General features: G+C 68.0%; 19 protein-coding genes. 13 read left to right on the top strand and 6 right to left on the bottom strand.

Annotation, left to right across the window (positions count from 1 at the left end; genetic code table 11):
• Positions 1–23: 23 nt before the first annotated feature.
• The 11 genes from BLR21_RS12970 to BLR21_RS42440 all read left to right on the top strand — a co-directional run bounded on the left by BLR21_RS12970 (position 24) and on the right by BLR21_RS42440 (position 8,724).
• Positions 24–182, top strand: coding sequence for an Insertion element protein (locus tag BLR21_RS12970; RefSeq protein ID WP_090006108.1), 159 nt, complete (start codon positions 24–26; stop codon positions 180–182).
• Complete coding sequence (locus tag BLR21_RS12965; protein WP_090006107.1) at positions 179–874, top strand: phosphoadenylyl-sulfate reductase; 696 nt, start codon at positions 179–181, stop codon at positions 872–874. The genes BLR21_RS12970 and BLR21_RS12965 overlap by 4 nt, the downstream gene beginning before the upstream one ends.
• Complete coding sequence (gene cysD, locus BLR21_RS12960) at positions 871–1,770, top strand: sulfate adenylyltransferase subunit CysD (RefSeq protein WP_176929612.1); 900 nt, start codon at positions 871–873, stop codon at positions 1,768–1,770. The genes BLR21_RS12965 and cysD overlap by 4 nt, the downstream gene beginning before the upstream one ends.
• Positions 1,771–3,099, top strand: coding sequence for a sulfate adenylyltransferase subunit 1 (locus BLR21_RS12955; protein ID WP_090006105.1), 1,329 nt, complete (start codon positions 1,771–1,773; stop codon positions 3,097–3,099). It abuts the gene before it with no gap.
• Positions 3,096–4,139, top strand: coding sequence for an ABC transporter substrate-binding protein (locus BLR21_RS12950; RefSeq protein WP_090006104.1), 1,044 nt, complete (start codon positions 3,096–3,098; stop codon positions 4,137–4,139). The genes BLR21_RS12955 and BLR21_RS12950 overlap by 4 nt, the downstream gene beginning before the upstream one ends.
• 20 nt (positions 4,140–4,159) lie before the next feature.
• Entirely contained in the window at positions 4,160–4,936 is a 777-nt protein-coding gene (locus BLR21_RS12945) for an ABC transporter ATP-binding protein (protein WP_090006103.1), read from the top strand.
• On the top strand, positions 4,920–5,792 hold the full coding sequence (locus tag BLR21_RS12940) for an ABC transporter permease (RefSeq protein ID WP_090006102.1): 873 nt from the start codon (positions 4,920–4,922) through the stop codon (positions 5,790–5,792). Before BLR21_RS12945 ends, BLR21_RS12940 begins: the two co-directional genes overlap by 17 nt.
• Positions 5,789–6,484: a sirohydrochlorin chelatase gene (locus BLR21_RS12935; RefSeq protein WP_090006101.1), complete on the top strand. Its 696-nt coding sequence runs from the start codon at positions 5,789–5,791 to the stop codon at positions 6,482–6,484. The genes BLR21_RS12940 and BLR21_RS12935 overlap by 4 nt, the downstream gene beginning before the upstream one ends.
• A 79-nt stretch (positions 6,485–6,563) precedes the next feature.
• Positions 6,564–7,085, top strand: a complete 522-nt coding sequence (locus tag BLR21_RS12930) for a hypothetical protein (RefSeq protein WP_143027700.1) — start codon at positions 6,564–6,566, stop codon at positions 7,083–7,085.
• 256 nt (positions 7,086–7,341) lie between these two features.
• A complete protein-coding gene (locus BLR21_RS12925) occupies positions 7,342–7,848 on the top strand; it encodes a hypothetical protein (RefSeq protein ID WP_143027699.1) in 507 nt (168 codons plus the stop codon).
• Positions 7,849–8,112: 264 nt separating this feature from the next.
• On the top strand, positions 8,113–8,724 hold the full coding sequence (locus BLR21_RS42440; protein ID WP_090006098.1) for a hypothetical protein: 612 nt from the start codon (positions 8,113–8,115) through the stop codon (positions 8,722–8,724).
• A gap of 30 nt (positions 8,725–8,754) precedes the next feature.
• Here the strand turns inward: BLR21_RS42440 and BLR21_RS12915 are convergent, their stop codons facing one another.
• Both BLR21_RS12915 and BLR21_RS12910 read right to left on the bottom strand, forming a co-directional pair.
• Positions 8,755–9,147: a MarR family winged helix-turn-helix transcriptional regulator gene (locus tag BLR21_RS12915; protein ID WP_090006450.1), complete on the bottom strand. Its 393-nt coding sequence runs from the start codon at positions 9,145–9,147 to the stop codon at positions 8,755–8,757.
• A 46-nt stretch (positions 9,148–9,193) separates the two neighbouring features.
• Positions 9,194–9,808 carry a DJ-1/PfpI family protein gene (locus BLR21_RS12910; RefSeq protein ID WP_218130864.1) on the bottom strand — a complete coding sequence of 205 codons (615 nt, stop codon included), beginning with the start codon at positions 9,806–9,808 and terminating at the stop codon, positions 9,194–9,196.
• 62 nt (positions 9,809–9,870) lie between these two features.
• On the opposite strand from BLR21_RS12910, the gene BLR21_RS12905 reads away from it, so the two are divergent.
• Entirely contained in the window at positions 9,871–10,632 is a 762-nt protein-coding gene (locus BLR21_RS12905) for an enoyl-CoA hydratase family protein (protein ID WP_090006097.1), read from the top strand.
• Here BLR21_RS12905 and BLR21_RS12900 read toward each other — a convergent pair.
• From BLR21_RS12900 to BLR21_RS12885, 4 genes are read right to left on the bottom strand one after another with little or no spacing between them, the layout of a single operon-like run.
• Entirely contained in the window at positions 10,629–11,045 is a 417-nt protein-coding gene (locus tag BLR21_RS12900) for a hypothetical protein (RefSeq protein ID WP_143027697.1), read from the bottom strand. The two genes, BLR21_RS12905 and BLR21_RS12900, sit on opposite strands and share 4 nt — an antisense overlap.
• 43 nt (positions 11,046–11,088) lie before the next feature.
• A complete protein-coding gene (locus BLR21_RS12895; protein WP_051768526.1) occupies positions 11,089–11,352 on the bottom strand; it encodes a barstar family protein in 264 nt (87 codons plus the stop codon).
• Positions 11,349–11,798 (bottom strand): guanyl-specific ribonuclease, encoded by a 450-nt coding sequence (locus BLR21_RS12890; protein ID WP_090006095.1) that lies wholly within the window; start codon positions 11,796–11,798, stop codon positions 11,349–11,351. The genes BLR21_RS12895 and BLR21_RS12890 overlap by 4 nt, the downstream gene beginning before the upstream one ends.
• Positions 11,795–12,007 carry a hypothetical protein gene (locus tag BLR21_RS12885; RefSeq protein WP_036013137.1) on the bottom strand — a complete coding sequence of 71 codons (213 nt, stop codon included), beginning with the start codon at positions 12,005–12,007 and terminating at the stop codon, positions 11,795–11,797. Before BLR21_RS12885 ends, BLR21_RS12890 begins: the two co-directional genes overlap by 4 nt.
• A gap of 70 nt (positions 12,008–12,077) precedes the next feature.
• Here BLR21_RS12885 and BLR21_RS12880 point away from each other — a divergent pair, with 70 nt between their 5' ends.
• Positions 12,078–13,046, top strand: coding sequence for a zinc-binding dehydrogenase (locus tag BLR21_RS12880; protein ID WP_090006094.1), 969 nt, complete (start codon positions 12,078–12,080; stop codon positions 13,044–13,046).
• Position 13,047 lies beyond the last annotated feature (1 nt).

Genomic DNA, 13,047 nt, shown 5'->3' with positions numbered 1-13,047 from the left:
TACGTGTCTCAGCGGAGGCTGCGATGACTGAGAGGGCGACGCCGTTCTACTGCCCCTACTGCGGTGACGAGGACCTCCGGCCGCAGGAGGAACCCAGCTACGCGTGGCTGTGCACCGGGTGCCGCCGCGTCTTCAAGGTCTCGTTCGTCGGGCTCAACCTGCCGCAGGAGGTGAAGAAGTGAGCGATCTCAAGGAAGACCTCAAGATCGTCGCCGACGCGGCCGAGCAGGAACTGAGGGACGCGAGTCCCGAGGAAGCGCTGCAGTGGGTCGCGCGGACGTTCGGCGACAACTACATCGTCGCCTCCAACATGCAGGACGCCGTGCTGATCGACCTCGCCGCCAAGGTGAAGCCGAACTTCGACGTGCTGTTCCTGGAGACGGGCTACCACTTCCCGGAGACCATCGGCGTGCGTGACGCCGTCGGTGTCGTCTATCCGGAGGTGCGCGTCGTCAACGCCGCCGCCGAGCAGTCCGTCGCGGATCAGGAGGCGGAGTTCGGCCTGCTGTACCAGTCGGATCCGGCGAAGTGCTGCAACCTGCGGAAAGTGATCCCCCTGCGTCGCGAGCTCGCGAAGTACGACGCGTGGGTCACCGGCGTGCGCCGCGTGGACGCCCCGACGCGGGCCAACACGCCGATCGTGCAGTGGGACGAGCGCAACGGCCTGGTGAAGATCAACCCGATCGCGCCGTGGAGCGACGACGAGTTCAACGCCTACATCCGCGAGAAGGGCGTCCTCGAGAACCTGTTGGTGCAGGAGGGTTATCCCTCCATCGGCTGCCTGCCGTGCACCGCCAAGCCGTTGCCGGGGCAGGACGCCCGCAGCGGCCGGTGGGCGGGCCAGTCCAAGACTGAATGTGGGTTGCACGGATGACACTGGCTCTGGACACCCTGGGACGCCTCGAATCCGAGGCGATCCACATCTTCCGCGAGGTCGCTGGCGAGTTCGACCGGCCGGTGATCCTCTTCTCCGGCGGCAAGGACTCGACGCTGCTGCTGCACCTCGCGATCAAGGCGTTCTACCCGGCGCCGGTGCCGTTCCCGTTGCTGCACGTCGACACCGGGCACAACTTCGACGAGGTCATCGAGTTCCGCGACCGCGTTGTCGCGCAACACGGTCTGCGCCTGGAGGTCGCGAAGGTCCAGGACTGGATCGACGACGGCCGCCTCGAAGAGCGTCCGGACGGCACCCGCAACCCGCTGCAGACCGTGCCGCTGCTGGACTCCATCACGCAGCACAAGTTCGACGCGGTCTTCGGCGGTGGACGCCGGGACGAGGAACGGGCGCGCGCCAAGGAGCGGATCTTCAGCCTGCGCACGGCGTTCGGCCAGTGGGACCCGAAGCGCCAGCGCCCGGAGCTGTGGAACCTCTACAACGGACGGCACCGCGCCGGTGAGCACGTCCGCGTGTTCCCGCTGTCCAACTGGACCGAGCTCGACGTGTGGAACTACATCGAGCGCGAGGGCATCGAGCTGCCGGACATCTACTACTCGCACCAGCGCGACGTGTTCCTGCGCGACGGCATGTGGCTCGCCGAAGGCCCCTGGGGCACGGTGCGCGACGGCGAAGCGTTGCAGCGCAAGACAGTTCGCTACCGCACGGTCGGTGACGGCTCCTGCACGGGTGCCGTCGAGTCCGACGCCGCCGACATCCACGCGGTGATCGCCGAGGTCGCCGCGTCACGACTGACCGAGCGCGGCGCCACGCGGGCCGACGACCGGCTGTCCGAGGCCGCCATGGAAGACCGCAAGCGGGAGGGCTACTTCTAAATGAGCGACCTGTTGAGGCTGGCTACCGCAGGCAGCGTGGACGACGGAAAGTCCACGCTCGTCGGCAGGTTGCTCTACGACACCAAGTCCGTGCTCGCGGACACGCTCGACGCCGTGCACCGCGCGAGCGCCGACCGAGGTCTCGCGACGCCGGACCTGTCACTGCTGGTCGACGGCCTGCGTTCGGAACGCGAGCAGGGCATCACGATCGACGTGGCGTACCGCTACTTCGCGACGCCCAAACGGTCGTTCGTGCTCGCGGACACCCCTGGCCACGTCCAGTACACCCGCAACACCGTCACCGGCGCCTCCACCGCGCAGCTCGCGGTCCTGCTCGTCGACGCGCGCAAGGGCGTCATCGAGCAGACCCGGCGCCACGCGGCGGTTCTGGCGCTGCTGGGCGTGCCGCGGCTGGTCCTGGCGGTCAACAAGATCGACCTCGTGGACTACGACGAGGTGACGTTCGCCCGCATCGCCAAGGAGTTCACGGCGCACGCCACGGCTCTCGGCTACACCGAGGACGCGGTCGTCGAGATCCCCGTTTCGGCGCTGGCAGGCGACAACGTCGTGGACAAGTCCGCGAACACGCCTTGGTACGAGGGTCCGACCCTGCTGGAGCACCTGGAGAACGTGCCAGTAGAAGAAGACGGAACCCGCCGCGCTGATGGATCTGGGCTCCCGTTCCGCTTCCCGGTGCAGTACGTGATCCGCCCGCGCACCGCCGAGCACCTCGACTACCGGGGTTACGCCGGTCTGGTCGCGGCCGGCACGGTCAAGCCGGGCGACGAGATCATCGTGCTGCCGTCGGGCCGTCGCTCGACGGTCACGAAGATCGACACGGCCGACGGCGAACTGACCGAGGCGGCGGCCGGCCAGTCCGTCACGCTGCTGCTGGCCGACGACATCGACATCTCGCGCGGCGACCTGATCGCCGTCGCGGACAACGCGCCGACCGTCACCGACGAGCTCGACGCGACCCTGTGCTGGCTCGCGGAGAAGTCGCTGCGGCCCGGCGCCCGGGTTCTCGTCAAGCACGGCACGCGCACCGTGCAGGCGGTGGTCACCGAGCTGCGCGACCGCTTCGACGAGCAGAACCTGTCCAGTGTGGACAGCCCTGCCTCGCTGGAGCTCAACGAGATCGGCCGGGTGGCTCTTCGACTCGCGGAGCCCGTTCCGCTGGACGACTACAGCTTCAGCAGGCGCACCGGGTCCTTCCTGGTGATCGACGCGAGCGACGGTTCCACGCTCGCCGCCGGGCTGGTCGGGGCTCCGCTGCCGGAACTGACCGGTCTCGACGACGAGCTCGTCGCGGCGGAAGGAACACCGTGACGTTTCGCGCTGTCGTCGCCGCGCTCGTGCTGCTGACCGCGGTCAGCGGATGCACTCGGCGCAGCATCGACGACGCACCCGTTCAGGCGAAGGGTGCCGCGACCGAGGTTCGCCTCGGGTACTTCCCGAACGTGACCCACGCCGCCGCGCTGATCGGCGTCGAGAAGGGCTTGTTCACCAAGGAGCTCGGCAGTACCAAGCTGACGACGCAGACGTTCAACGCGGGCCCCGACGAGGTGAACGCGCTGCTGGGCGAGTCCCTCGACATCGCCTACATCGGTTCGGGCCCGGCGATCAACGCCTACGCGAAGTCCAAGGGCAAGGCCGTGAAGCTCATCGCGGGTGCCACGTCCGGTGGCGCGCAACTCGTGGTGAAGCCCGAGATCAACTCGATCGAGGACCTCAAGGGCAAGATCGTCGCCACGCCGCAACTCGCGAACACGCAGGACGTGTCGCTGAAGAAGTACCTGGCGGAGAAGAACCTGACCGGCCAGGTCACCGTGCAGAACGTGGACAACGCCGCGTCGCTCGACCTGTTCAAGAGGGGCGACATCCAGGCCGCCTGGGCACCGCAGCCGTGGTCGGCGCGCCTGGTCGCCGAGGCGGGCGCGAAGGTGCTGCTGGACGAGAAGGCGCTGTGGGACGGCGGGACGTTCCCGGCCACGGTGGTCGTCGTGCGGACGAAGTTCCTGCAGGAGCACCCGGAGACGGTCGAGGCGGTGCTGAAGGGTCACGTCGCCGCGATCGACTGGGCGAAGGCCAACAAGGACGAGGCCAAGGAGTCCGTGAACGCCGCGCTGGAAGAGCTCACGTCCAAGCAGCTCGGCGACAACGTCCTCGACGCCGCGTGGGACAACATCGAGCTCACGACCGACGCGCAGGCCAACCACTTCCCGCAGCTCGCGAAGGACGCCGTGACGGCGGACGTGGCCAAGGAGGCCGCGAACGTCGCCGGGTACGCCGACTTCGCGTTGCTGAACAAGGTTCTCCAGGCACAGGGCAAGCCGCAGGTGCAAGCAGCCGGACTGGACCAGAAGTAACTTCTGAGGGGACACGCACCATGACCGCCACGCTCGAGACCACTGTCTTGTCTACTGTGGACACTGCCGTCGAACTGGCCGGCGTCCGCAAGGTGTTCGGCCACGGCAACTCGGCGGTGGTAGCGCTCGACGGCGTCGACCTGCGGGTCAAGCCGGGCGAGTTCGTGTGCCTTCTGGGCGCGTCCGGCTGCGGCAAGAGCACGCTGCTCAACATCGTCGCGGGCCTCGACGCCGCGACGTCGGGCTCGTTGCAGCTCAACACGTCCCGCCCGGCCGTGATGTTCCAGGAGCCCGCTCTGATGCCGTGGCTCACCGCCGCGCGCAACGTCGAACTGGCGCTGCGCTTCGCCGGTGTCGGCCGCCTGGCACGCAAGCGCCGCGCGTTGGAGCTGCTGGACCTGGTGCGGCTCGGCGACGTCGCGGACAAGCGTCCGCACGAGCTTTCCGGTGGTATGCGTCAGCGCGTGGCCCTGGCTCGCGCGCTGGCGTCCACCACCGTCTCCCCGGACGGCGCTCCCGCCCTGTTGCTGATGGACGAGCCGTTCGCGGCCCTCGACGCCATCACGCGCGACGTGCTGCAGAGCGAACTGCTGCGCGTCTGGGAGACCACGAACACCGCGATCATCTTCGTGACGCACGACGTGCGCGAGGCCGTCCGCCTCGGCCAGCGCGTCGTGCTGCTGTCCTCACGTCCCGGCCGCGTCGTGCGCGAGTGGGACGTCACGGACTCCTCGAACGAGGTCCTCGACGAGATCAACATCCATCTGCGAGAGGTCATCAGTGGCCACGCCTCCTGACACGCTCGACAAGGTCGGCGCCGGCCTCGACGCGCTCGATGTGCCCGTAGAGGCACACCGGCCGCCGGTCTGGCGCCGTTTCCTGAAGACGGGCGTGCCACCCCTCATCGCCTTCGCCCTGCTTCTGGGCGTGTGGCAGGCGTTGTGGGCTTCGGCCCTGCTGCCCGAGTTCCAGCTCCCCGCTCCGGTCACCGTGTGGGACGAGCTCGTCCGCTCGATCTCCACCGGCGACGCGTTCGGCATCCTGTGGACCTCGCTGCACCGCGCGGTGCTCGGATTCCTCGCGGCGGTCGTGATCGCGACGCCGCTGGGTCTGCTGATCGCCAAGGTGCGGGTGGTGCGCGCGGCGATCGGATCATTGCTGACCGGCCTGCAGTCACTTCCCTCGGTGGCCTGGGTTCCGGCCGCGATCCTGTGGTTCGGCGTGACGCCGTCCACGATCTACTTCGTGGTGCTGATGGGTTCGGTGCCGTCGATCGCGAACGGCCTGGTGGCGGGCATCGACCAGATCCCGCCGCTGCTCCCCCGCGTCGGACGCGCCCTGGGTGCCGGCCGGCTCGCTTCGGCCCGCTACATCCTGCTTCCCGCCGCCCTGCCCGGTTATCTGGCCGGTTTGAAACAAGGTTGGGCGTTCTCGTGGCGGTCGCTGATGGCCGCGGAGATCATCGCGACCTCACCCCAGCTAGGCATCGGGCTCGGGCAGTACCTGCACAACGGGTCGTCGTTGAACGACATCAACATGGTGATCGCGGCGATCTTCCTGATCCTGTTGGTGGGCATCGGAATCGAGCTGCTGCTGTTCCGGCCGCTGGAACGCGCTGTGCTGCGGGCCCGTGGACTGACGGGGGCGCTGTGATTCCTCTTGTCGCTGTCGCCCACGGCAGCCGTGATCCCCGTTCGGCCGCATCGATCCATGCGTTGTTGGACGTGGTGCGGTCTTTGCGGCCCGAGCTGGACGTCCGCGGGTGCTTCCTGGACCTGTGCGCGCCTCGGTTGAGCGACGTGCTGCGCGGACCCGCCGTGGTCGTGCCTTTGTTGCTGGGCAAGGCTTATCACGCCCGCGTCGACGTTCCGGCCGCCGTCGCGGAGTCCCGCGTGCCTGCTGTGGTGACCGACGTGCTGGGACCGGATCCCCGGCTGGAGTCGGCGGCTCTGCGCCGGCTGTCCGAGGCCGGGGTCTCGTTCGGGGACGGTTCTTTGGGCGTGGTGCTGGCCGGCGCCGGATCCTCGCACGCTCCGGCGAACGAGGCCGTGGCCCGCGTCGCCCGGCGGTGGGCCCGCGAGTCGGGGTGGGCCGGGGTTGAGGCGGCGTTCGCCTCCATCGCGTCGCCTACCGTGCCCGAGGCTGTTGAGAAGCTGCGGATGAGGGGTGCCACTCGGATCGCGGTGGCGTCGTGGTTCCTGGCGCCGGGGTTGCTGCCGGACAAGGTCGCTTCCCTGGCTGGGGATGCTGTGGTGGCGCAGCCGTTGGGGGACGACGTGGAGGTCGCGCAGCTCGTGCTCGACCGTTACGACTTCGCCGTGGCGCGTCAGACGGTGGCCGCTTAGCTTGTGCTGCAAGTAAATCCTTGGATCGCGTTCAACGACCCGAGCGGGAATTGTCGGTGTCACCTGCGATCCTGTTTGGATGCATATGTTCGTCGACGAGTCGGAGCGGAGCGGCTACCTCATGGCAGCCGTCCTGATCGCCCCGAACGCACTCCACTCCACCCGCTCGTTGATGCGCGGACTGTTGCTCCCCGGTTGCCGACGTGTGCACTTCAAGACCGAGAAACCCGCCCGGCGCAAGCTGATCGCCGACAAGCTGGCGTGCTGCGACCTCGTGCTCAACATCTACGTCGCACGCGGCAAGAGCGAAAAAGTCCGCTCGAAGCTTCTCCCGCTGCTGGTCGATGACGCCGTCGGCGCCGGCGTCACCCGCCTGGTGCTCGATTCACGCGACCCCGTGGCCAACGGTCGCGACCGGCTGGTGATCGGTACCAGGACCAAGGCTCACGATGCCGGACTGGTGTACGAGCACATCCAGTCGTCCTCCGAACCCGCACTGTGGGTCAGCGACGCGCTCGCTTGGTGCCACGGCGCCGGCAGCGACTGGAAGCGGCGGATCGCGCCCATTACCGGGACCGTGGTCGACCTGGGCCAGCTCTAGAAAAGCGCGAAGCCCAGGCAGCGACCGTCCGGACGCGCACCTGGGCTCACTTCCTCCGCCTAGCGGCGAAGGCTATGCGCACAGCCTAGCACATTTGAGCCCAACCGCTCCCCACGCCACTTTCAGCCGCCGCCACAAGATCGAATCCACAGCTCGCCAGTGCGTGGCTGCCGAGCTGTTGTGCCGCAACCAATTCCTTGATTTACGCCCAAGCACCCGAGCGGGAATTGTCAGTGCCACCTGCGATCCTGTTTGGATGCATATGTTCGTCGACGAGACCGAACGCGGCGGTCACCTGCTCGCCGCGACGCTCGTCGCTCCCGCCGCGCTGCACTCGACCCGGTCGCTGATGCGGAGCCTGCTCCTGCCCGGCGAGCGGCGAGTGCACTTCAAGTCCGAGAAGGACAGCCGCCGCAAGTTCATCGCGTCCCGCCTCGTTGAACGGACCTTCGACGTCGTCGTGGTGTCCAGCCGCGAGAAGGGCGATTCGGCATGGGCCGTTCTTCTGGAACGACTGGTGGCAGAGGCGGTCGACCGGGGAGTGAGCCGGCTCGTTCTCGACTCCCGCGACCACGCGGGCAACGGACGCGACCGTGTTGTCCTTGCGCGCACGAAGGCACGCGATGCCGGCATCGTCTACGAACACATCCAGTCGTCCGCCGAACCAGCGTTGTGGGTGAGCGACGCCGTGGCCTGGTGCCTGGGAGCCGGTGGCGACTGGGTGCGGCGCATCAGCCCCGTCGTGACCCGCATCGAGCCCTGAAAAGCGCGAAGCCCAGGCAGCAACCGTCCGGAAGCGCACCTGGGCTCACTTCCTCCACCTAGTGGCAGAGGCTATGCGCACAGCCTAGCACATTTGAGCCCAACCGCTCCGCACGCCACTTTCAGCCGCCGCCACAAGATCGAATCAACAGCGCCGTTCGGGCGATGTGAACTGTGAACTGTTGACGTGAAACCTACTCATGAGTAGTCAATTGATTACGCCGTGTGCTGGAAGTGTCCCTCGTCCACTCATCGGGGAGAGGCCATGAAGCTAGCCGGAATCGCAGCAGCCGCACTGGTACCGATGCTGATGTTCGCCGTCAACGCGTCAGCAGCTCCGCAGACCATCACCTACAAGCTCCGGGCGAGTGCCGCCGGGCAGTCGTCGGACTTCACACTCGACCAGGGTGTCGACGCGTCGGCACCCGCGACCGTCGCGCCCGGCGGCTCGGTCGTGGTCACGATCGACCCCGCGCCCAACAAGATCCCGGCCGAGGCCGGCGGGCGGCAGGTGCGGGAGATCAAGGGTCTCGCGCTGAAGTTGCCGGTGCCCGCCAACTCGACGTTCCAGTCCGCGTCGCTGTCCGGCGGCTCCGGGCTGGGTGGCACGCCGACGGTTGCCTTGCAGGGCAACGATGTCGTGCTGAACGTGCCGGGGCCGATCAAGGGCGGCGCGGACTTCGAGCTGCCCACCGTCACGATCAACCTCCAGGCGGGCGGCACCGGGACGATCACCACGAAGCTGGGTGGCACCAGCTACGACGCCCCGGGCCTCACCTTCACCGCCGTCGTCACCGTCTTCGGATTCCCGGTCAACGCCGCCGCGAAGGGCTACCCGGACCCGAGTCCCGTCCTGACCACGACCACGATCGGCTAGCGATCCTGATGCCCAACCCCCTGCCGGGCATCAGGACGTAGCCGCGACCAGAGCGGTCATCGTGGCGAGCGTCGTGCGCAGGTCTTCCAGTGAGACCTGCGCACTGACGCGGTTGGCCCACTCGTGCTGCGCGTCCCGCAACCGTTCGATGGCAGCGAAACCCTCCGGGGTCGGCTGGACCAGCTTCGCGCGGGCGTGCGCCGGGTTCGGCAGGTACTCCGCCAAACCCTTGTCCACCAACAGGTCCGCGATCCGCTGCACGGACTGCCGCGCCAGCCCCATCTCCCGCGCGATGCCCGAGACGGACAACGGCTCGCGCAGCACCGCGCCGAGCACCTGCCACCACGCCGCGGTCAGCCCGACGGGCTTCGTCATCACCTCTGCCGCGTCGAGAAACGCTCCGTACAGACGGAAAGTCCTCATCACGACGTCGGTCAGCACATCGCCCGATTCAGTCCTGGGCGCCGACTCAGTCCTGGACACTCGCCACCAGCTTCCCGAACGCCTCGACCGTGTCGTCGCGGTTGAACTCGTACCAGGCCCGCAGGGTTCCCGGCGAGAACGTCTCCAGCTCCGCCAGCACCTCGCGGGCGAACTCCAGCGCCGAGGCACCGCCCGCCGTGATCACACCATCGGCACGCACCACACGTTCGTCGCGGTAAAGAGCCGCGCCGCCGTAAGAACCAAGTCCTTCAAGGAAGTTCGACGTGTGCGGCACGTCGTCGAGCAGTCCCTCGGCCGCCAGCGCGACGGTCGCCCCGCAGATCGCCGCGATCGGCTTGCCCGCCTCGCGGAACCGCCGTGCGAGCTTCCCGAACGCCGCCAGCGAGCCGGACTCCCACCCGTCTCCGCCTGGCATGACGAGCATCGCCGCGTCCTCCACCGAGACGTCCTCGATAGCGATGTCCGGCAGCATCCGCACGCCGCCGATCGTGCGGATCGGGTCCGTGGTCAGCCCGACCGTCCGCAGCTCGTACCGCCCCGGCTGCTGCTGGAACTGCTGCAGGCTCACCTGCGCGGCCACGTGGCCGTACTCCCAGTCGGCGAGCTGGTCGGCCAGAACGAGGTACACCGTCTGTGTCATGACAGCAGACTGTCATATCTGACAGCATGCTGTCAAGCAACCCGGAAGCTAAGGTCAGCGACATGGCAGACGAGCTGGTCCACTACGAGGTGCAGCGTGGCATCGCGACGATCACGCTGGACTCCCCCCACAACCGCAACGCGCTGTCCTCGCAGCTGCGCCGGGAGCTCAAGGAGCACCTCGGCAGCGCGGCGAGCGACGACCAGGTGCGCGTGGTCGTGCTGACCCACACGGGTTCCGTGTTCTGTTCCGGCATGGACCTCAAGGAGGCCGCCGGGGCGAGCGCGGGCGATCAGGGCGTCAACGAGTTCCCCGCGATCCTCGAACAGCTCTGGACCAGCCCGAAGCCGGTCGTCGCCGCATTGAAGGGCCCGGCGCGTGCGGGCGGCGTCGGCATCGTCGCGGCGTGCGACATCTCCATCGCCGCCACCTCGGCCACGTTCGCGTTCAGCGAGGTCCGGATCGGCGTCGTGCCGGCCGTCATCTCGGTGACCGTGCTGCCGCGCCTGCTCCCCCGCCAGGCGCACGAGCTGTTCCTGACCGGCGAGACGTTCGACGCGAAGCGCGCGGTCGAGATCGGCCTGCTGAACTCCGCGACGGACGACGTCGATGCGGAGGTCCGCCGCTACACGGACATGCTCGCGCGCGGCGCCCCCAACGCGCTCGCGGCCACCAAGGAGATGTTGCAGCAGGAGAGGTCCACGAACCTCGGCGAGGTCTTCGCGGACATGCTCAAGCTGTCAGCGCAGCACTTCGGCGGCCCGGAGGGCCAGGAGGGCATCGCGGCGTTCAAGGAGAAGCGCAACCCCTCCTGGGTGCCCTAGAACCAGCCGGTGCACTCGATGACGCCCTGCGAGGAACCGCAGGCGCGCATCACCTTGCCGTCGTTCTTGAACGCGTCGGTGTACTTCGCCGAACCCGAGTCGATCCTGGTGTAGCCGAGGAAGCCCTCGTGCCCGTTGGCCGAGGGCTCCTTGCGATCCGTCCAGATCTCCTCGCCGGCCGTGCCGTAGGAGATGCGGCCCCAGGCGCACTTGGACTTGTTCGACGCGCGCAGCTCGACCACCCGGCCGTTCTGCATCGTCACGGGGTTGTCGCCGTCGATCGTCTCGAACGGCGTGAAAGGCCCCTCCTGCGAGCAGTCGGGGTCACCGGCGAACGACACCGCCGGGCAAAGCACTCCAACAACCACGACGACGCCGAGCGCACAGCTCAAGCGGCGGAAATGCGTTCCCATGGAATGGCACTGTCCACTCCGGACGCCACAACCGCAGCCCAAGTCACCTTTCCGTGCGAATCACGCGCACTTTCCGGTCACCTGATTCGGCGGTCAGTTTCGCAGCGTCACGCAGGACCTGCGAGACCGACGGGTCCAGGTTCGCGGGTACGACCAGCACATACTCGCCCGCGGGCAGCCACGAGAGGTCGGTCAGGCTGTCGTACAAAGCGTCCAGGTTCTGCCCGAACCACTCGGGGAAGTCCAGCGCTGCGGCAATAGCCGAGATCGCGGCGGACTTTTCCGAAACGAGAATGTGCCGTTTCACTTTTTCACGTCCACGACGACGAACGACGAATAGTGGTCACCGGTGTAGAAGACTTCCTTCTCCGAACCGGTGACGATGCGCCGCGCGCCACGGTCAGGACTTCCCGGCGTCGGCACGGTGTACTCCTTGTAGTACCCGGACTCCTTGGCGGGCAGCCGCTTCTCGCGGTTCTGGAACGTCACGCCGTCGTTGCGCGGGTACGGGAAAGGCCCCTTCGCCTCGATCAGCTTCCAGGTCTTGGCGGCCTCGGCGGGCAGCTTCGACAGCGCCACGACGTCCAGTCGTGAGTTCGCGCCGGGCACGGTCTCGCCCTGCGCCGCGCTCGTGACCACCGGCTTCGTGGTCTCGGGAGGCGCACCCGACGTGTTGTCCTTGACGAACCACCCGATGACGACCAGCGCGAGGAGCCCGACCAGTGCGACGGTCAGGCGACGACCAGGGCTCACGCGGCGACCTTCTCCGGCTCGGGCTCGGGTTCCAGCTCGGAACCGGAAGCCGGGTTCTTCGCACCCCAGTCAGCAACCCGGTCGATCAGCCGCGCCACGCCCAGGCAGAGCGGGAGCACCACGACCATCACGACGGGGAACTGCACGGCGACGGGCAGCTGCACGACCCACAGCTCGACCCCGTCCCACCACTGCACCAGCCAGTCCACGCCCCCGAGCGTAGTCGCGTGACCCGTGTCACGGCATTTGGCCACGATCCAGGTGGGTATGTTGCGAACCATGTTCGCCGTTTACGCAGCAGAACCCAGTCCTGAGAACCCGCTGGCGTCGCTCCGCGTCGGCGAGCGCCCCGATCCCGAGGTTCCCGCCGGGTGGGTGCGCGTCGCGGTCAAGGCGGCCAGCCTCAACATGCACGACCTGTGGACGTTGCGCGGTGTCGGCATCAAGCCCGAGCAGTTCCCGATGATCCTGGGCTGCGACGGCGCCGGTGTCCTCGACGACGGCACCGAGGTGGTGCTGCACTCCGTCATCGGCGACCCGAACTGGGCCGGCGAGGAGACGCTCGACCCGAAGCGCTCGCTGCTCACCGAGAAGCACCAGGGCACGTTCGCCGACCACGTGGTCGTGCCGGCCCGCAACGCGCTGCCCAAGCCCGCGGACCTCTCGTTCGCCGAGGCCGCCTGCATGGGCACGGCGTGGCTGACCGCGTACCGGATGCTGTTCGTGAAGTCCGGCCTGCGCCCCGGCCAGACGATGCTCGTGCAGGGTGCGTCGGGTGGTGTGTCGACCGCGCTGATCCAGCTCGGACGCGCCGCCGGGTTCCGTGTGTGGGTCACGGGCCGCACGGAGGAGAAGCGCGCGCTCGCGTCCAGTCTCGGTGCCCACGACGTGTTCGAGTCCGGTGCCCGGCTGCCCGAACGGGTCGACGCGGTGTTCGAGACCGTCGGCAAGGCCACCTGGTCGCACTCGATGAAGGCGCTCAAGCCCGGCGGCATCGTGGTGATCTCCGGCGCGACGTCCGGTGACGCCTCCGCGGCCGAGCTCCAGCGGCTGTTCTTCCTGCAGTTGCGCGTGGTCGGCTCGACCATGGGTACCCGAGAGGAACTGGGCGACCTCATGCGGTTCTGCGCGATCAACGGCCTCAAGCCGCAGATCGGCGCCGAGCTCAAGTTCGAGGACGCCGAGCAGGGGTTCCGTTCGATGCTGGACGGCGACACCGCCGGCAAGATCGTGTTCAGCAGGCCGTAAA

The organism is Lentzea albidocapillata subsp. violacea, from assembly GCF_900100275.1.
Classification (GTDB): Bacteria; Actinomycetota; Actinomycetes; order Mycobacteriales; family Pseudonocardiaceae; genus Lentzea; species Lentzea violacea.
Note: the sequence above shows the minus strand (reverse complement) of the source record. Positions and strands in the feature narration are given on the sequence as shown.